Annotated in this window: 4 protein-coding genes; all 4 read right to left on the reverse strand. The window is 72.6% G+C overall.

Annotation, left to right across the window (positions count from 1 at the left end; all coding sequences use genetic code 11):
- Window positions 1–6 precede the first annotated feature (6 nt).
- A complete protein-coding gene (locus AUP43_RS07845; protein ID WP_067554790.1) occupies window positions 7–1587 on the reverse strand; it encodes an MBL fold metallo-hydrolase in 1581 nt (526 codons plus the stop codon).
- A complete protein-coding gene (locus tag AUP43_RS07850) occupies window positions 1584–13718 on the reverse strand; it encodes a hybrid non-ribosomal peptide synthetase/type I polyketide synthase (RefSeq protein WP_067554793.1) in 12135 nt (4044 codons plus the stop codon). The genes AUP43_RS07845 and AUP43_RS07850 overlap by 4 nt, the downstream gene beginning before the upstream one ends.
- Window positions 13715–19975: a non-ribosomal peptide synthetase gene (locus AUP43_RS07855; protein WP_067554796.1), complete on the reverse strand. Its 6261-nt coding sequence runs from the start codon at window positions 19973–19975 to the stop codon at window positions 13715–13717. The genes AUP43_RS07850 and AUP43_RS07855 overlap by 4 nt, the downstream gene beginning before the upstream one ends.
- Before the next feature lie 10 nt (window positions 19976–19985).
- Window positions 19986–20863: phosphopantetheine-binding protein (locus AUP43_RS07860; RefSeq protein WP_232314917.1), on the reverse strand; the 878-nt coding region annotated here is incomplete at its 5' end.

Here is a 20863-nt window from a genome sequence, read left to right on the forward strand (position 1 = left end):
GATCGATCAGCTAGCCTCGGCGCGGCCATATAGACGGGCGGCGGGAATGCCGAGATCGCGGCAGAGCGCGATCAGCCGGTCGGATTCGCGCATCGGCGCGCTGTCCGGGTCGGGGGCCAGGCTGGTGATGAAGCGCAGCCAGGGTTCCAGCCCCAGCGCGTAGATGAAGACCTGCCTGGCTTGCAGGCTGCGGATCGCCGGCAGGGCGCGGGCGCTGTCCGAGCCGTCGAGCCGGCGGGACTGGTCCCGGCCGCGTTCCAGCGGCGTCGGCAGCAGGCAACCATACAGCCAGCTCATTGGCGCACCCTTGCATTCCATGCCCAGGAACAGTGTGTCGACTTGGCCGATGATGGGCCGCAGCCGGTCATAGAGCAGCGGGTCGATATTGTTCGAATCGGCGGCGAACATCAGCCGCAGCCCGGCGGCGTCGACCAGCCAGGCCGCCTTGGCGCGAATGTCGAGATCGGCATGTTCGCCCAGGAAGGGCAGGGCGGTGATGCCGAGGTCGCCATCGCCGATCTCCTCCAGCGTCGACAGCGCGCGCACATCGGTGAAGCCGATGGCCCGCAACGCCTGTTTCAGGCAGGGGTCGACCAGGCTGCCGCCGCTGGCGGGCACCAGGATGGTGCCGATTTTCCAGCGCAGCGCCAGCAGGGTTTCCAGCAGCGCATGGTCGGCGTGATTATGGGTTATGACGACATAGTCGATCCGCTCCGGCAGGTCGGCGACCGTGAAGCGGGCGGGCTCGGCCCCGCTTTCATAGGCGATGACCGGATCGACCAGCACGCTCTTGCCGCCCGCCGTCTCCACCAGCACGCAGGCATGGCCGAAATACCGCCAGCGGGTGATGCCGGCCGGCTTCGGCGGCGGGGGCGTCTCCAGGGTCAGCAGGCTCTCCAGCAGCGCCATCCGGTCCGGGCCGACGCCCAGCGTCTCGGCGATCCGCGATAGCGGCTGGGGCCGGGAGCGCAGCGCGCCCAGCAGATCGTAGGCCGGATCGGCGAACGGGATTTCCAGATACAGGCTGTCCGGCTGGTCCAGCCTCGGCGTGCTCATGGTGAAGGGGCGCTCGTCGCCGGTGATGCGGCGCAGCATCACGCCTTGCAGCGTCGGATCGTAGCACGGGCCGCGATACAGCAGCGCCTCGTTGACGCGGATATCGGCGGCCCCGGCCGGGGTATAGACCAGTTCCACCGCGCCGCGCAGCGCTTCCGGCAATTCCGCGTAGAGCGGCCCCAGGCCATGGCCGTCCGCCCTGGCCGCCAGCAGCTTCCAGGCGGCGTTCAGCGCCTCCGCCAACGCCAGGCCCGGGGCTTGGCGCTGTCGGGTCCAGGCGATCAGCGCGCGAATCTCCTCGATCCTGCCGCCGGCCAGATCGATGAAAGGCCCGCCGGCCAGCGCCGGATCGCGCAGCGCCGCCATATGAAGCTGCGGCATGGCGACATAGGATTCCATCGCCTTCAGATGGCGGTTGGCGGCGTTCAGCGCCGCCGTGGCCGGGGAGACAAGATGCGGCCAGGCATGCCAGCGCGCGATCAGCGGCTCTACCGCAACATCGGGGCGCAGACAGTAAAGCGGGGCGGTCATGAGGCTTCCCGCGTCACGGTGATCTTGCCGCGCAAATGGCCGGCGAGCCGGCGCGGGGTGGGATGGTCGAAGATGACGGCAATGCCCAGCGGCAGCCCGAAACGCTCGCGCAGCCTGCCAATGACCCGCATCGCCAGCAGCGAATGGCCGCCGCGCTCGAAGAAGCTGTCGTCGCCGCCCAGATCGGGATCGTCCAGCACCTGCCGGAAGGCGGCGGTCAGTTCGGCGACCAGCGGGTCGGCTTCGGCGTCGACGACCGGCAGCATGGGGGCAGGCTGGTCCAGGGGTTGCCGGCGCGGCGGCGGCGTCTCGAAATGGCTGGCGGCTTGGTTTATCAGCGCCGGCAGGTCACGCACCGAGACGGCGACCCGGCGATGATCGGCCGCCAGAATGCGGCGCAGAACGGCAGCCCCTTCCCGCGCGGTCAGCCCGGTCTCCGGGATCGGCGGGGCGACGCCCCAGTTTTTATGCGCTTCCACCGTCATGCCGGCCTCGACCCAATCGTCCCAATTGATGGCGACGGCCCGCCATCCGGTGCGCCGGGCGATGGCAGCGGCGGCGAGGTCGAGATAATCGTTGGCGGCGGCATAGGCCACCTGGCCGAACTTGGCGCCAGGCAGGAAGGAGCCCAGCGTCGAGCACAGCGCCAGGAAGTCGAGCGGCTGGCCGGAAAGCGCGTCCACCAGAGCGCGGGTGCCGGCGATCTTCGGGGCCAGCACGGTTTCCGTCTGCGCGCGGGTGCGGTTCTGCACGATGCCGGCCTGGTCGGCCAGGCCGGCGGCATGCACCGCGCCAGTGATCGGCCCGAAACGCGCCACCGCTTCCCGCACAGTGGTGGCCAGCGCTTTGGGATCCGAAAGGTCGGGCGCGGCGGTCATCACCTGCGCCCCCAGCGCCTCCAGCTCGCGCACTAGGCGGAGCCGAGGTGCGACCGGATCGTCCGCCGCGATCAGCCCGTCCCACGCCGCCGGTTCGGGAAGCGGGCGACGGCCCAGGAGGATCAGCCGCATGCCGGGTTCGCGCGCCATGTCGCGGGCGATGGCGGTGCCCACGCCGCCGAAACCGCCGGTGATCAGAATGACGGATTCGCGGCGCAGAGCCACTGGCTGCGCCGACAGCGGCAGGGGGGCAACCGTTTGCCGCCATCGCATGCCGTCGCGCAGGGCGATTGCCGTGTCGGCGGGCAGCAGCGCCAGCTCCCGCATCAGCATCTCGGCCATCGCTTCGGCCGGGGCGGGGTCGAGATCGAGGATTCGCACCGTGACATCCGGATATTCGAACGGCAGCACCTTGGCCGCCCCCACGGCGGCGGCCACGTCCGGGCGCAGCGCTTCCGCGCCGGTCACGTCGGCGGCGCCGATGGTGGCGATATCCAGTCGCAGGGCAGCCCCCGGCAGCACCGAACCGATCCCCTGCATCAGCGCCAGCAAATCGTGCAGGCCGCGTTCTTCCAGCGTTTCCGGCGCGGCCTCGTCGAGCGTGCGGAGATGCAGGATGCGGCGCGGCGGCGTGTGCTCGGCTTGCAGCAGCGCACGGTAATCCGCTTCCTCACCGCCCTCGACCAGGCGAACGGCCTCGCCGGCGGCTTGCAGCCGGGCCGCCAGGGCAGCGCCGACGCCGCCGCTATCGGCCAGGATCAGCCAGGGGCCGGCCAGATCGGCCGCTGCGGTCTCGGCGGCGATCCAGCCGGGCCGGTAGAACCATTCCGACTGAGAAGGACGTTTGCCGGCCGGGGCCGGCTTTGGCGTCGCCTCGGGCTTTTTTTCAGGCCGGTAGGGCCGGCGCTCGAATGGGTAGAGCGGCAGCTCGACCCGGCGGCGCGGGTGCGGATGCAGCGCCGGCCAGTCGATCGTCACGCCCTCCAGCCACAGCCCGGATGCGGCGGCGGCAAGGCGCGTGCCGCCCGGCGGTGTCTCGGCTGCCGGGGCGAGGCTCGGCAGCGCGGTCATGCCGCCCGCTCGGGCGAGGGCGCTCAGGCTCTGGCCGGGGCCGCATTCCACCGCCAGGTCGATGCCGGCCTGGCGCAGGGTGACGAGGCCATCGGCGAAGCGCACCGGGGCCAGCAGGTGGCGCGCCCAATAGGCCGGGTCGGTCGCCTCCGCCGGGGTGATCCAGCTGCCGGTGACATTGGAGATGAAAGGCTGGCACGGCGCTTTCGGCCGGAAGCGGGCGACCGCCTCGGCCAGCGCCTCGGCCGCCGGGGCCAGCATCGGCGAATGGAAGGCGTGCGAGGTTTGCAGCCGGCGGCCGGGACGGCCCAGCCGCTCCAACCGTTCCTCCAGCGCGGCTATGGCCGGCTCGGGACCGGAGACGACGCAGCTTCGCGCGCCATTCACCGCGGCCAGGGCAAGCGCCCCGCCGCTATCCGCCAGCAGCGCCAGCGTTTCGGCCTCGCTTTCGCCCAGCGCCAGCATGGCACCGCCGGGCAGGGCCGCGACCAGCCGGCCGCGCTCGACCACCAGCGCCAGGGCGTCCTCGACCGTGAAGACGCCGGCCAGGCAGGCCGCCGCATATTCGCCGACCGAGTGGCCCAGCATGCCCTCCACCGGCAGGCCCAGCGCCTGCCAGTGCCGCGCCAGCGCCAGGCTGACGGCGAAGATTGCCGGCTGGGCGATCTCGGTGCGGCGCAGGGTCTCTGCGTCCGGTTCCACGGGGCCGTAGAGCATCTCGCTCAGCGACAGGCCGAGCATCGGGTTCAACCTGTCCGACAGGGCGTCGAATTCGCGCCGGTAGATGCCGTTTTCGGCATGGAGCGCCTGGCCCATGCGCGGATGCTGGCTGCCCTGGCCGGGCAGCAGCAGGGCGATGGCCGGCGGTTGCGCCGGTGCCCGCCTGGCTTCCTCTGGCGCTTCCAGCAGGGCGATGGCCTCGGCCGTGCCGCGCGCCACCACGGCGCGGCGATGGCGCAGGGCAGCCCGCCCGCATTGCAGGGTGAAGGCGACATCCTCCAGCCGGTCCGCCGGATGCGCCCGCAGATGCGCAGCCAGCAGGGCGGCCTGCGCTTGCAGCGCAGTCTTCGTCTGGGCCGACAGCAGTAGGGCCTGCGGCGTGGAGCCGATGGAGGCCGGCGCTTGCGACGTCGGCGGGGCGGCTTCCAGGATCACATGGGCGTTGGTGCCGCCGATGCCGAAGGAGCTGACGCCGGCGCGCGCCGGCCGGTCGGCGCCAGAAGGCCAAGGACGCGGCCAGGGACGGGGCCGGTCGACCAGTTCGAACGGCCCAGCGGCGAAGTTGATACGCGGGTTGGCTGGCTGGCTGTGCAGGCTGGGCGGCAATTGGCCGTGATGCAGCGCCAGCACCGTCTTGATCAGCCCGGCGATGCCGGCCGCCGCGTCGGCATGGCCGATATTGCTCTTCACCGAGCCGAGCAGCAGCGGCGTGGCGCGGCCGCCATAGACCTGCGCCAGGGCCGTCGCCTCCGCCGGGTCGCCCAGTGCCGTGGCGGTGCCGTGCGCCTCGACATAGTCGATGTCCGCCGGATCGAGGCCGGCCGAGTCGAGGGCAAGCCGGATGACCGCCGCCTGGCCGGCGACGCCCGGCGTGGTGAAGCCCATCTTGCGCGCGCCGTCATTATTGATCGCGGCCCCGCGAATCACCGCCAGCACCCGGTCGCCATCGGCCTGGGCGCGTGACAGCGGCTTCAGCAGCACCAGCCCGACGCCGGAACCCGGCACGGTGCCGGCGGCATCCGCCGCGAAGCTGCGGCAATGGCCGTCGGGCGATAGGATCATGTCCGGCTCGTGCAGATAGCCGCGCCCCTGCGGGAAGCGGATCGAGACGCCGCCGGCCAGCGCCATGTCGCAGCGCCCGGCCCGCAGCGCCTCCACCGCCATGGCGACGGCGACCAGCGAGGTCGAGCAGGCGGTCTGCACGGCGACCGCCGGGCCGGTCAGATCCAGCCGGTAGGCGGTCTGCGTGGCCAGGAAATCCTTGTCGTTGCCGGTGATCAGGTGAAAGCCGCTCGACCCCTCAAGGCTCTCGCCGGCCGGCAACAGCATTTCGCGCAGCCAGGTATTGTGGCCGCTGCCGGCGAACAGGCCGACGACATCGCGGGTGGCGCCCGGCGCATAGCCGGCATTCTCCAGCGCGTGCCAGGCGCATTCCAGGAACACGCGGTGCTGCGGGTCGAGCACCAGCGCGTCGCGCGGCCCCAGGCCAAATACGGCGGGGTCGAAGCCATCCGCCTCGTCCAGCAGGCCGCCGGCGGGCACGAAGGCGGGATTGTCGATGATTTCCTCCGGCACGCCCGCCTGGCGCAGCGTGTCACGGTCGAGGCGGGCGATGCCTTCGCGGCCCTCGATCAGCAATCGCCAGAACGCGTCCAGATCCGCCGCCCCGGGGAAGCGGCCCGCCATGCCGACCACGGCGATGGGATCACCGGCCGTCTTGGGGGGCGGCGGGGGCTCGGGTGCAGGGGCAGGTTCTGCCGCCTCGGCCGGCTTGGTCGCGGCGCCTTGCGCCAGCATGTGCCGGGTCAGCGCGCGTAGCGTGGGATGGGCGAACAGCACGGCCATCGGCACGGCGATGGCGAAATCCCGCTTGATCAGGCCCTGCACCTGCACCAGCAGCAGCGAATGGCCGCCCAGATCGAAGAAATTATCGTCCGGGCCGACGCTCGGCCGGCCCAGCACGTCGCACCACAGCGCCGCCAGCCGTTGCGCCACGTCAGGTGCGCCGTTATCGCCGGGACGGGCGGCCGAGGGCTGTTGCGTCCCATCCTCCGCCGCGGGCGCGGCGGAATCGGGCAAGGCGGCCCAGTCGATCTTGCCGTTGCGGGTCAAGGGCACGGCGTCGAGCGCCAGCAGCTGGGCGGGCACCATATGGCCGGGCAGGGCGGTCTTCAGCGCCGTGCGCAGCCCGTCCAGATCCAGGGCGACGCCCGGCTTCGGCAGCGCCCAGGCAAGCAGCCTGTCGTCGCGCACCGCGACCAGCGCCTGCGCAATGCCGGGCTGGGCGGCGATGGCGGCCTCGATCTCGCCCGGCTCGATGCGGAATCCGCGCAGCTTCACCTGCCGGTCGATGCGACCGAGGAAGATCAGCGCCCCGTCGGGCCGCAGCCTGACCCGATCGCCCGTGCGGTAGAGGCGCGTGCCGGGCGGGCCGAAGCGGTCGGGTACGAAGCGTTCGGCGGTCAGTTCCGGCCGGCCGATATAGCCCAGCGCCACGCCCGCCCCGCCGACGAGCAACTCGCCCGTGCCGCCGGGCGGCACCGGCTCCATCCGGTCGTCGACCACATGGGCGGAGACGTTGGGCAGTGGCCAGCCGATGGGCAGCGTCTGCCCGTTGCCGCCGCCCTCGAAGATGGTGGCGCAGACCGTCGCCTCGCTGGGGCCATAGGCGTTGAAGAAGCGCCGGCCGCCGACCCAGCGCTGTGCCAATGCCGGCGGACAGGCCTCCCCGGCGACCGCGAGGATGCGCAGATCGGGATAGGCTCCTTCCGGGATCACCGCCAGCAGGGAGGGCGGCAGGGTGGCCGCCGTGATGCGGTGCTGGCGCAGATAGGCGCCCAGCTCCGGCCCGGCCAGCGCGTCTTCCCTGCTCGGCAGGTGCAGCGCCGCGCCCGCGCCCAGCGCCATGACGATCTCCCACACCGAGGCGTCGAAGGAGAGCGAGGCGAATTGCAGCACCCGGTCGCCGGGCTGCAAGCCGAACAGCGCGCGCTGGGCGGCGATCAGCGCCCGCAGGCCCCGGTGTGGCGACAACACGCCCTTCGGCTGGCCGGTGGAGCCGGAGGTGTAGATCACATAGGCCGGACTTTCCGGATCGACCGGCGGCGGGCTCCAGGGCAGCGGCGCATCGGCGTCGGCCCCATCCAGCAGCAGCACCGGCATGTCCGGGCGCAGCGGCAGGCGGGGCAGGTAAGCGCCGTCGGTCAGCACCAGGTCGGCGGCGCTATCCTCCAGGACGAAGCGCAGCCTTTCCTGCGGATAGGCGATATCGAGCGGCACCACAGCCCCGCCGGCTTTCAGGATGGCCATGAAGCCGACCACCAGGGCGCTCGAACGCGGAGCCGCGAGCACGATCCGGCTGCCCGGGCCGATGCCGGCGGCGGCCAGGCGCGCCGCCAGCGCGTCGCTGCGCTCCGCCAGGGCGCGGTAGGTGAGGGTGCCGTCCTGCGACACGACCGCCGGCGCGCCGGGCGCGATCTGCGCCCATTCGCCCAGTATCTCATGCGCCAGCGCGGGCGGCACCGGCACAGGCCGGCCGCGGCCCAGGGCGAGCAGCCTGTCGCGCTCCGCAGTGTCGTGGAGCGGGATGGAATCGAGCCTGGCGGCCGGATCGTCGGCCATCGCCAGCAGGGTATGCCGCAGATGGCCGAGCAATTGCCGCGCCGTCGCCTGTCCGAGCCGGCGGGGATCGTAGACCATCGCCAGCCGGCAGGACTCATCCTCCGCGCCGCCCCATTCGGCAACCAGCGTCAGGGGGAAATTGGTCGCCTCCGCCACCTGCGCCAGCGCGATCTCGACAGCGCCGGCCTGCAGCCGTTTCGGCCGGGGATAGTTCTGGATCAGCACCAGGCTGTCGAACGGCATGTCGCCGGCCGACAGGCCGGCGGCGGCGAGCGCGTCGGGTAGCGGCGTGGCGGCGAACGCCTCGCGCGCCTCCGCCCGCTCCGCGATCTCGCCCAGAAAGGCGGTGACCGGCATGTCGCCGGGCAGGCTGACCCGCACCGGCACCGTGTTGATCAGCATGCCGACCATGTTTTCGATGCCGTCGACGGGGGCCGAACGCCCGGAGACGGTCAGGCCGAACGCAACCTCGCTAAGCCCCGTATAGCGGCGCAGCAGCAGGGCCCAGGCGCCCTGGAGGACGCTGCCCACGGTAACGCCGCTGGCGCGGGCCAGCCGCTCTATGCCGCGCGTTTCCGCCGCCGATAGCGGCAGGGCAGCATGCGGCGCGGCGGTTTCCGCCGCTTCCGGCGTCAGGCCCGGCCCGGCGAGCAGGCTGGGTTCGGAAAGCGGGCGCAATTCGTCGCGCCAGAAAGCGGCCGCCGCGTCCCTGTCGCTCTCCTGCAGCCAGTCCAGATAGCGGGCGAAGTCAGGAGCGGGGGCAAGGCCGGCGGGCGCGCCGCCGGCAGCCTCGCGATAGAGGGCGCAAAGCTCCGTCATCAATACCGAGACCGACCAGCCATCCATCAGCAGATGATGCGCGCTCCATACCAGTTCGTGCCTTGCCTCGCCGCTGCGGACCAGGTGCAGGCGCATCAGCGGCGGCCGGGCAAGGTCGAAGCCGGTGGCGCGGTCGGCGGCCATCAGGCTATGCAGGCGGCCGGCCAGGGCGGTTTCGTCCAGCTCGCGCCAGTCGAGATCGCGCCATTCCGGTGCGGCGGAGTCATGGATCAGTTGCAGCGCCTCGCCGTCCGCGCCGAAGCCGAAGCTGGCGCGCAAGGCCGGGTGCCGGGCGGATAGCCTCTCCCAGGCGGTCCGCATCGCCGCCGCGTCCAGCGGGCCGTGCAGGGTGAGGCGAAGCTGGTCGAAATAAGTCTCCGGTTCGCGCAGGCTGTGCAGCAGGATGCCGTGCTGCAACGGCGTCAGCGGCAGCAGCGCCTCCACGTCCGGCGGCATCTCTAGACCGGCCTGGGACGCGCGCGCCGCGCGGGCGATGTCGGCCAGCGCCTCGGCGATATCGTCCAGAAGCTGTTTTGCCGCCGCATCGCATCCGGCCGCGCCGGGATAGCTCAGTTCCATCCGCAGGCGGCCCTCGACCGCGCCGGCATTCAGCTCCAGCAGATGCGGGCGTTGCATGTCGGGCGCTATGGTCGGGCCGCAGGGCTCATCGACCGGCCGGAACGGCTCTTCTTCCCATCCGGTCAGCGTGCCGACGAAATTCAGCAGAATTTCGGCCGGCGGCAATGCGCCCAGCACCGCGCCCGCAGCACCGTCGACGACATGGCGCAGCAGGCCGAATCCCAACCCGTCGAGCGGGCTTTCGGCCACAGCCTTGCCGGCCGCGCGCAGCAGGGCGGTTGGGTCATCCGTCTCCGCCTCCAGCAGCAGTGGCAGCACGGCGGTGAACCAGCCGACCGTGCGCGACAAATCGAGATCCTCGAACGGGCCGACCCGGCCATTGCGTTCGAGATCGATGCGCAGCCGGCGGCCGCCGCGCCGATGCAGGGCCAGCAGCAGGGCGGCCAATATCACCGTATCGGGCCGTACGCCGAACGCCGCCGGGGCCGCGCGCAAGACGCCGGCGGTGACGTGCCGCTTCAGCGTCAGCCGTGTGGCGGCGACGTCATGCTCCATCCCCGGCGCGTCGCCGGCCTGCGGCAGCAGCCGGTCGGCCGGATGGCCCAGCAGGCCGATCCAGTAGGGCAGATCGCCGATATCGCCGCGCTCGGCAAGCCCTCGCAGCCGTTCGGCCCATAGCCGGAAAGAGGTGGGCGCGCGCCGCAGGCGCGGCGGCCGGCCCTGGCGCGCTGCCTCGTAGGCCGCCTGCAGATCGTCGAGCAGCGCGCTCCAGGACAGCACGTCGATGCAGAGATGATGGATGGTCAGCATCAGCCGGGCCTCGTCCGGCAGCAGGATGGCGGCCAGGTTGCGGCCCTGCGCCGGGTCCAGGCTGCGCTGCGCGCCGGCGAAGTACTCGGCCTTGCGCCGGGCGCGATCCTCCGGCGACAGGCCGGCCAGGTCGAGGATCGCCAGCACGGGCGGCTCACCCTTCTCCGGGATCGTGTAGTCGACCGCGCCCGCCTCGCGCCGGGCGACCAGGCGCAGCATGTCGTGGCAATCGACCAGCGCGGTCAGCGCGGCCTCCAGCGCCGCCTTGTCGACCGGCTGCGGCAGCGCCAGCATGACGGCCTGATTGAAATGCCGCCAATTGCCGGTCATCTGCTCGCCGAACCAGGCATAGATCGGCGTCAGGGGCAGGGGGCCGGCGCCGGACGGGCCTTCCGGCTCCTGCTGCAATGGCTGCGCGGCGGCGGCGATGGCGGCGACGGTCTGGTGCTGGAAGATCGACCGCGCGGTCAGCGCCAGCCCGGCGCGCCGGGCGCGGGAAACGATTTGCAGGCTGCGTATCGAATCGCCGCCCAGCGCGAAGAAATTGCTGTCCGGGCCAACATCGCGGCATTCCAGCACCTCGGCGAAAATACCGGCCAGCAGCTTCTGCCGGTCGTCGGCCAGCGGCCTGGCGGCGCTATCGTCGCCGGCCGGGAGCGGCCGGGCCGCGAGGGCGCGGCGGTCCAGCTTGCCGTTGGCGGTGCGCGGCAGGGCCTCCAGCCGCTCGATCAGGGCGGGCACCATCGCCGCCGGCAGCCGGTCGGCGGCCCATTGGCGCAACAGGGACGGTTCGACCGGCCCGGTGACGCTGGCGCACAGCAGCAGGGTGCCGCCGCCATCCGGCCGCCCGGTGACCGCGACCTCGCCGGCCTGCGGATGGCTGGCCAGGACCGCCTCGATGGAGGTCGGCTCGACCCGCACGCCGCGAATCTTCAGCTGCCCGTCGCGCCGCCCGATGAATTCCAGCGCGCCGTCGCTGGTGCGCCGCCCCAGATCGCCGGTCCAGTAGGCCGGCGGCCCGCCCGGCCGGCGGGGACGGAAGCCGCCAGGCTCCGCCGCGCTCAGATAGCCTTCGGCCACGCCCGCGCCTTCGATGACGATCTCGCCGACGATGCCGGTCGCCACCGGCGCGCCCTGGGGATCGACCAGATGGATGTCGACATTGGCGAGCGGCCGTCCGAGCGGCACCGTGGCCGCCCCGGCCGGCAGATCGTCGATGCGGGGATCGAACAGGCTGGCGGTGACCGTCGCCTCGCTAGGGCCATAGCCGCTCATCCAGGCGATGCCGGGGGCGACGCGCTGCCATTGCCGCACGGCGGCGACATGCACCCGGTCGCTGCCGGTGACAAGCAGGCGCAGCGTCGGCGGCGCTTCGCCGCCGGTCTCCGCCAGCTCGCGCACCCAGGCATGCCAGAAAGGGGCCGGCAGGTTGGCGATTGTGACCTCAGCCGCCCGCAGGCAGCGCCCGAACGCCTCCAGCGATTCCAGCGCCTCGGCCGGCGGTATGACGACAATGCCGCCGCGCAGCAGGGTGGGGAAGATTTCCTCCAGCGCCACGTCGAAGGCCGGCGCGGCGAAGTGCAGCGCGCGGTCGGATTCCGTCAGCGCGAAGGCGTCGGCGATTGCCTGGGCGTGGTTCGCCAGCGCCGCATGACCGACCATTATGCCCTTGGGCGCGCCGCTGGAGCCCGAGGTGAAGCAGATATAGGCGACGCCGGTGCCGGAACGCGGCTCAGCCAATGGTTCGGCCTGCCGGTCGGCGAACAGCGGCTCCACCCCGTCCGGCAGCGTGGCGGCGCTATCGGCATCGGCGATGGCCACCGTAAGACCGCTCAGCCGCACGATATACTCGATCTGGCCGGCGGGGCCGGGCGGCAGCACGGCGAAGGCAGCCCCTGCCGCCATCGTGCCGAGCAGGGCGGCGATCAGCCCCGGTCCGCGCGGCAGGGCGACGCCGATGACGGCATCCGCCGGCAGCCCGCGCGCCGCGATTTGCCCGGCCAGCGCCAGGGCCTGGGCCGCCAGTTCGCCGGCCGTGACGGTTTCGCCGTTGGCCGTTAGAACCGCCGGCGAATCCGGGTTGCCCCGCAGCCGGTCGAGGATCGCGGCGTCGATTCGCGTTGCCGGCAGGGTCTGGCGCTTGCCAGGCCAGCCCGTCGCTGGCCCATCCTCGATCGGCAGGCGGGACAGCGGTGTTTCGGGCGCGGCCGCGATGGCCTGGGCCAGGGCGGCGAATTGCCGTCCGAAGCGCTCGGCGGTGGCGGCGTCGAACAGCGCCGGGTCATATTCCAGATAGCCGGTGTAGGGCGCGCCGGCCGTCTGCGGCGGCTCCAACGCCAGGTTCAGATCGACCTCCGGGGCCATCGGCGGCAGGCTCAGCGGCGTCGAGTCGATTCCGGGCCAGGCCAGCGGGGCCATGGCTGCGTTCTGCAACACGAACATCGCCTGGAACAGCGGCCCGCGATTGAGATGGCGCGTCGGTTTCAGCGCGTTCACCACGCGGTCGAACGGCACGTCCTGATGGGCGAAAGCCTCCAGGCTGGCCGCCCGCACGCGGCCCAGCAACGTCGGGAAATCGGGATCGCCGGACAGGTCGAGCCGCAGCGCCACGGTATTCACGAAGAAGCCGATCAGATCGTGCGTCTCCGGCATCTCCCGGTTGCCCAGCGGGCAGCCGATGACCAGCTCGTCCTGCCCGGTCCAGCGCGCCAGCAGGGCGGCATAGACGGCGAGGCCGGCCATGAAGGCGGTGACCCCCTGGCGTGCGGCGAGCCGGCTGAGATCGTCGCCGGCCGGCAGCGGGAAGCTGTGCGCCGCCCCGGCCGAACCGCGCGCGGCCGGTCGCGACCGGTCGAGCGGCAAGGCAAGGTCGGTCGGCGCATGGGCCAGCCGCGCGCGCCAGAAATCGAGCTGCCGCGCCAGCGTCTCCTCGGTCTGTCCGGCGCGCTGCCAGGCGGCGAAATCGGCGTATTGCAGCGGCAAATCCGGCAGGTCGGCCGGTGTGCCCGCCATTTCGGCCCGCATCAGGGCGGCTAGTTCGCGGAACAGGATGCCCATGGACCAGCGGTCGGCGATCAGATGATGCAGGCAGATCGTCAGCAGCCAGCACGGCGCGCTGTCGGTCGGCGGCAGCCGGAACAGCCGCGCGCGGAACAGCCGGTCAGCCAAATCGAACGGCGCGGCCGCCTCGGCCGCGAGGGCCGCCGCCGCGTCGTCGGTGGTTTCCTCCGGCAGCTCGACCGGCGACCAGGGAGCGATGTCCAGATAGGGCTCGTCATCCTGCTCCAGGATGCGGGCGCGCAGTATCTGCTGGCGGCGGGTCATGGCCCCAAGCGCTCGCCGCAGGGCGGCAATGTCGAGCGCGCCGCGCAGCTCCCAGGCGGCGCTCATGGTGAAGTCGCTGCCGCTCTCGCTCAGCTTCTCGACGAACCAGAGCCGGCGCTGGTTGAAGGTCAGCGGCGTCGGCGCGCCGGTCAGGCGGGCCAGGATTTCCGGCTTGCGCGCGGCCATTTCGGCCCGCAGTTCGGGCGATACGGCGCCGGCCGGGCCGCGCACGCGCAGCGCGCCGGCATCGGCCTCCAGGGTGACGCCGAGACGCGACAGCTCCGCGAACAGAAGAGGGAGCGGCTTCATAGGGTGAATTCTTCCGTTGCGGGCTCGGCGGTCGCGGCATGCAGGCGGGCGGCGAGCGCGCGCAGGGTCGGGTGGGCGAACAACTCGCCGATCGGCAGGTCCACGCCGAAACGCTCGGACAGCCGTTCCTGGAGGCGCACCAGCAGCAGCGAATGGCCGCCCAGATCGAAGAAATTATCGTCCGGGCCGATGTCGGCGCAGCCCAGCAACTCGCCCCACAGCGCCGCCAGATCGCGCTGCACCGCCGCCGCGCTCGACGGACCCGGCGGCCTGGCCGGCGGGGGCTGGGTGACCAGGGCGGCCGGGGTGGGCAGCGCCCGCCAGTCGATCTTGCCGTTCAGCGTCAAGGGAATCTCGGATATCTGCGCCATCAGCGCCGGCACCAGATGGTCGGGCAGATGCTGTCGCAGCGTCTGGCGCAGCCGCGCCATGTCGAGCTGGGCCCCAGGTTGCGGCAGCACCCAGGCAACGAGGCGGCGTTCGCCCAGCGCATCGTCGCGCACCGCGGCCAGCGCGCGGAGCACGCCGGGCAGCGCCGCCAAGGCGGCCTCGGTCTCGCCCGGCTCGATGCGGAAGCCGCGCAGCTTCACCTGGCGATCCAGCCGGCCGAGGAAGGTCAGGCTGCCATCCGTTTCCAGCCTCGCGCGGTCTCCGGTGCGGTAGCGGTACGCGCCCGGCGGGCCGTCGGGATCGGGCAGGAAGCGCTCTGCGGTCAGCGCCGGCCGGTCGAGATAGCCGCGCGCGACGCCCGGCCCGGCGATATAGAGTTCGCCCGGCACACCCATCGGCACCGCCGCCCCGGCGGCGTCGAGCAGTTGCAGGCGCGCGCCGCCGAACGGCCGGCCGATGCTGCCGGCGGGCGCGTTGGGGTCGTATTCGGCCAGTGCTGCAGTGACGGTCGCCTCGGTCGGGCCGTAGGCAACGAACAAGCGCCGGCCATCCGCCCAACGGCGGGCGGCGAGCGGCGGGCAGGTCTCGCCGCCGACCGCGACGGCGCGCAAGCTGGGCAGCCTCTCCGGCAGGGTGGTCGCCAGAACGGCGGCGGGGGCCTGCATGTGGGTGATCGCGAAATCCCGAAGCGTCGCCAGCAGGGCGCGGCCGGGCATCACCGCCTCGCGCCCCGGCATGACCAGCATGGCCCCCGCGCTGAGCGCCATCGCGATGTCCGACAGCGCCACGTCGAAGGCAGGCGACACCACCTGCAGCACCCGGTCGCCGGGCTTGATCCCATAGGCTTCCGCCAGCGCGCTGCCGAGCCGGCACAGCGCGTCATGCGCCAGCAGCACGCCCTTGGGCTGTCCGGTGGTGCCGGAGGTATAGATCACCGCCGCCGGCGCCTGTGTCTCGACAGGGGCGGGCGGCGCGCTGCCGGCGATGTCGTCCAGGGCTATGCGCGGCGCGGGATAGTCGAGTGGCAGGTCGGAAAGCACGCCCACCGCGCCGGAATCGGCCAGGGTCGCGGTCAGGCGGGCCGGCGGGTAGGCCGGGTCGAGCGGCACCGCCGTGGCGCCGCAGCGCAGGATCGCCAGCAGCCCGGCCAGTTGCAGCGGGGAGGCATTGGCGACCAGCCCGACCCGCGCGCCGGGCGTTACGCCGCGCGCATGCAGCCGGCCGGCCAGTCCGTCGCTATGGCGCTGCAAATCGGCATAGCTCAGCGTCAAGCGCCCGTCGGTGGCGGCCGGCGCGTCCGGCGTCCCATCGGCGCGCAGGCGCAACAGCGCGTCGAGGCGGTGGGCGGCGGGCATCGGCAACGTCGCCTGGGCCAGTGCGGGCGGTTGATCCATGAGCGGCAGGCAGTCGAGCGGCGTTGCCGGATCGGCCGCCATGCCGGCGATCAGCGCCGCCAGCCCCCGGGCGAGCCTGGCGGCAAGGTCGGCGGGTATGCGGCGTTCGGCATATTCCAGGCGAATCCGTGTCTCCCCGCCCTGCTGGCTGACCACCAGGGCCACATCGACCCGCGCCTCCAGCGAGGCCGGGGTGGCAAGAAGGCGGCTCTCGATGCCCGGCAGCGGCAGGGCCCAGGCCGAGGCATCCTCCATCACGAACATGCTGCGCAGGGCAGCGCCCAGCGGCCAGAAATCATGCACCCAGGCGACGGGCACCTCCTGATGGCGCAGGGCCGCCAGCAATCCGGCGCGGGCCGCCTGGACGATCCCGGCGAAGCTTGGCTGCTCCCGAAGATCGATCTTCAGCAGCACCGGATTGGCCAGGAAGCCCACGGCCGACAGCAGGCCGGGCGCGTTGCGGCCGGCCACCGGCGTGGCCAGCACCGGCTGTTCGCAATCGCCGAAGCGGGACAGCAGGGCCGCCCAGGCGCTCAGCATCAGCAGGAAAGGTGTGACGGCCGGGGATGGCCGAAGTTCGAGGAAACGCGCCAGCAATGCCGCGTCGATCTCGACCGGCACCAGCCCGACCGGCCCGCCCTGGGGCGCGTCGGCGCGCAGTCCGGCGACATGCGGAGCATCGGCCTCGGCGAGCGACTGGCGATAGGTTTCCAGCCGGTCGACCAGTAACGGGCGTATCTGCTGCTGCCAGTCCGCGATGTCGCCGCATTGCAGGCGGGGCGGCGTGGGCGTGGGCGGCGGAGCGTCGGCGGCATAGAGCGCCGCCAGCTCCTGCACCAGAATCTGGCCGGACCAGCCATCGCAGGCGACATGGTGCATGACCAGCACCATGCAGTGCCGATCCGGCGCGAGGCGCGCCAGAATTGCCCGCAGCGGCAGGTCGCGGTCGAGAGCGAAGGGCTGGCGGCTGACGGCATCGAGCAGGGCTTGCAGCGCGGAATCCGGATCCGCTTCGCCGGAAAGATCGTGCCGGCGCATCGGTTCGACCGGCGGCGCATCGACGATCTGCGCCACGCCCGAGGGCGTCGGGGCCAGCCGGGTGCGCAGCGCCTCGTGCCGGGCGAAGATCGCGCCCAGCGCCGTCTCCAGCGCGGCGTCGTCCAGCGGCCCGTCCAGGCGGTAGGCCAGCGGCAGGTTATAGGCGATGCCGCCCGGTTCCCGCCGATACTCGTCCCACAGCCAGAGCTGGTTGCTGGTCGCCGGAGGCGGCCCCTCAGCGGTGCGGGGTTGCGGCGGCGGCAGGTCGGCCCGGTCCGGCGCTTCACCCAGCCGGCGGGCCAGATCGGCCAGGCGCGGCGTCTCGAACAGCAGGGCCACTGGCAAGGTGCGGCCCAGCGCCTCGCCCAGCCGCCCCATGCAGAGGATGGCGCGCAGCGAATTGCCGCCCAGGGCGAAGAAATCGGCATCCCGCCCGGTGATCGCACGGCCCAGTGCGTCGGACCAGATCGCCGCCACCATCGCCTCCATCGGCTCCAGCGCGGCGCGTGGGCCGGCGGGCGCGGTCGCTTGCGGGTGCTGCGGCGGCGACAGGGCGGCGGCGTCGATCTTGCCGCTGGCCGTAAGCGGCAGCCGGTCGAGCAGCATCACACTGTCCGGTAGCAGGGCGCGGGGCAGGCGGTCGGCCAGGAAGGCGCGGATATCCTCGACGCTCACGCCCGGCTGGCCGACCAGATAGGCGGCCAGCGACGGCGTGCCGCTCTCGTCCTGGCGCACGAGGACGTGACTGGCGCGCACGTCGGGATGGGTGGCCAGGACGGCCTCGATCTCGCCCGGCTCGATCCTGACGCCAGCGATCTTCGCCTGCCGGTCGCGGCGGCCGAGATAGACCAGCCGGCCTTCCGCGTCCCAGAAGCCGATATCGCCGGAGCGGAACAGCGCCCGCGCCGCATCCTCGGTGGCGGCGAAGCGGGTGGCGGTCTGCGCCGGATCGTTCAGATAGCCGCGCGCGACGCCGACGCCCTGGATGGCGATCTCGCCCGGCGCGCCGATGGGCAGGGGCTGGCCGGCGGAATCCAGAATGGCGATGCGGTTGCCGGGGATCGGCCGGCCGATCGGCATGCGCCCGGCTTCCCGACCATCAATTTCGTGCCAGGCGGCGTCGGCCGAGACTTCGGAGGAGCCGTACAGGTTCAGCAGGCGGCAGCCGGGTGCTGCGGCGCGGAAGCGGCCGGCGATTTCCACCGGCAGCGCCTCGCCGCTGCTGACGCAGACACGCAGGAACGCCAGCCTGGCCGGCAGGTCCGCCACGCCGTCCAGCCAGGCGCGCAGCAGCGAGGGCACCAGCACCAGGCGGCTGACGCGCCGGTCGCGGATCAGCGCCGTCAGCAGCTGGGGATCGCGCGCCGTCTCGGCATCGGCGATCACCGAGGGGATGCCGGCCAGCAGCGGGCCGAAGAATTCCCAGACGAAATCCACGAAGGCGATGGAGGTCTTCTGGCAGGAGATTTCGCCCGGCTGGAACGGGAAGTCCCGCCACATCCAGCGCAGCCGGTTCACCGCCCCCCGGTGCAGCCCGATAACGCCCTTCGGCCGGCCGGTGGAGCCGGAGGTATAGATCAGATAGGCGCAATCCCGGGGCCGGGGCGTGGGCAGCGCGATGCTACGCCCCGGGCGGGAATCCGGCCGGATAAGCGTGCAGCCGGGCGCGTCGGGCAGCCAGGGCGGCGTTTCCCGGGCGATCAGGAACGGCGCGCCGCTGTCGGCCAGGATGGCGCCAAGGCGGGCCGCCGGATAGCCGGGGTCGAGCGGCAGGATCGCGCCGCCGGCCCGCACGGCCGCCACCAGGGCGACGGCAAGGTCGATGGAGCGTTCCAGGCAGATGGCGACCGGCTGTTCGGGCCGCAATCCGGCCTCGACCAGCCGTTCGGCCAGTGCGGTGGATCGTTCCAGCAGCGCGCCATAGGTGATCCGCCGGTCGCCTTCGATCAGCGCCACGGCATCCGGCTGGCGCTGGGCGCGGGCGAGGAACAGGCTGGCCAGCGTCTCCTCGTCGGGTGCGGGCAGCGGCGGGTTCAGCCGCGCGAACTGCGCGGCGGCCTCCCGCTCCTCCAGCAGCGCCAGATGGGGCACCGGCCGGTCCGGCATCGCCATGCCGTGGCGCAGCAGGCAGGGCAGGGCGGCGGCGATGGCCCTTGCCACGGCGTCGGGCAGCAGCCCGTCGCGATATTCGAGCTGGCCGGCGAGGCGCACGCCCTCGTCGCGCAGCTCCAGCATCAGGTCGGCGCGAGCGAAGGACGTCGGCACCGGGCGCAGGCTGCTAGCGCCGGCTTCCGGCAGCAGGTTGAAGACCGCCTGGAAAAGCGGCGCTGCCTTGGACCGCCTATCGGGGGCGGCAAGCGCGACCATCTCGGCCAGGCCAAGCGCCTTGTGCTGGAAATCCTCGGCGACGCTGGCGTGCAGGCGCTGGGTCAAGGCCCCGAAACCCGGTTCGCCGGCCAGGTCGCAGCGCAAGGGCACCATGTCGGTCAGGCAGCCGACAATCGCCTCGGTGCCCGGATGGTCCCGGTTGTCGACCGCCGTGCCGATGCAGACATCCTCGCTCTGGGCGAAGCGGCCGAGCGTGGCGGCATAGGCCGCCAGCAGCACCGTGAAGGGCGTCGTGCCGCGCGCGGCGGCGAAGCGCCGCACGGCGGCGGTGAGCGCCGGGTCGAGCGTCAGCTCCACCGCATGGCAGCGATTGCCGCCCTGCTTCGCCGCCGCCGGCAAAGCCAGCGCCGGCGGGACCGTGGCGAAGCGCTGCCGCCAATGATCGCGCTCGCGCCCAGCCTGGCGCGCGCGGGCCTCTCCGCGCAGCCAGTGGCTGTAATCGGCCTGTTGCAGCGGTCGCGGCGGCAGGGTCGCCGGATGGCCGCCGCTTTCGGCCTGGTAGAGCAGCGCCAGCTCCTCGGCGAAGCGATGCGCGCCGGACCAGTCGAGAATGATGTGATGGCACGCCAGCAGCAGCGCGTCGGCATCACCCGCGGCGTCGAACAGGGCGATCCGCCAGAGCGGGGCCTGGTCCAGCCTGAACGGCTGCTCGACGAAACCGCGCAGGGCCGCCGCGTCGCCGGTCGCGGGCAGGCGGTGCAGTGGCGGGGGGCTGGGCTGCCCCACCCATTCGACCAGATCGCCGTCGGTTTCGAGAAACCGGGTGCGGAGCGATTCGTGACGCGCGCTCAGCCGGTCCAGCGCCCGCAGCAGCGCCGGTTGCGCCAGCGGGGCCGGGAAGCGGATCAGGCAACCGAGATTGTTGAGCCCTGGTTCGTCCTCGACGCGTTCCTGCAGCCAGAAGCGGCGCTGGCTCGGTCCCGCCGCCGCCGGCTCGGCGGATGGGCGCGGTTCCGGACCGACCGCGATATCGACCGCGAAGCCTTGCTGCTGCAACAGCCGGGCGAGCAGTTCGTCATCGCCCCATTCACTCGTGCCGGTGCCCATGCATCCCCCGTCAGGCGCTGGCGCGGGCGCGCAAGGCCTCGCGCTCGTCCGCCGACATGCCCTCCAGGGCGGCCAGTTGCCGGGCGACCGCATCGACCAGGCCCGGCTTGGATTCGAGCGCGCGGAGCTGCTGCGTCAGACCAATGATGGTCGGGTTGCGGAACACGGCCCCAGTAGGCAGGTCGACGAAGAAGCGCTTGGACAGGCGCGCGGCCAGCCGGGTCGCCAGCAGCGAGGTGCCGCCGGCCAGGAAGAAATCGTCGTTCGCGGCCGGGTTCTCGACCGACAGCACCTCGGCGACGATCTGGGCGACGCGCCGCTCTGCCTCGTCGCGCGGCGCGATGCGGCCGCCGCTGTCGCCGGCGAGAAGACGGGCGACATCCGGCGCGCCCTGGGCGTCGCGCGGTATGGCCGGAACCGGGCGGACGAGCACCCAGCCGGGCCGCCCCAGCGCATCGGCATGGCGCTCGATGCTCTCCGCCCCGCCGCCGGCGACCCAGGCGACCGGCGTGACCAGCGGCATCGCCGTGCCCAGCGCGAAGGCGGCGTGGGACGGGTGCCTGTCGTCCAGGCCGACCAGCCACTGGCTGCCGGGCCGCCATAGGGCAGCCTCGATGACGGCCAGGCCGGCTTCCGTATCCAGCGGCAGCAGGCCGTCCGCGCGCAGCAGGGCCTGGGTCGTCCGGCCCTCGCTCATGCCGATTCCGAGCCAGGAGGAAAAGGCGAGGTAGGAGACGGGCTGCCCGGCCGCCGCCGCTTCGGCCGCGGCTTCCGCCGCCGCCGCGTTGACCGCCGCATAACCCCGGGCATGGCCGCCGACGCGCCCCATGATCGATCCGGCCAGCAGCAGCCGCATCGCCGGCCGGCCCGGCAGCAGGGCGCGCAGGG

The organism is Oceanibaculum pacificum (assembly GCF_001618175.1).
Taxonomy (GTDB): domain Bacteria; phylum Pseudomonadota; class Alphaproteobacteria; order Oceanibaculales; family Oceanibaculaceae; genus Oceanibaculum; species Oceanibaculum pacificum.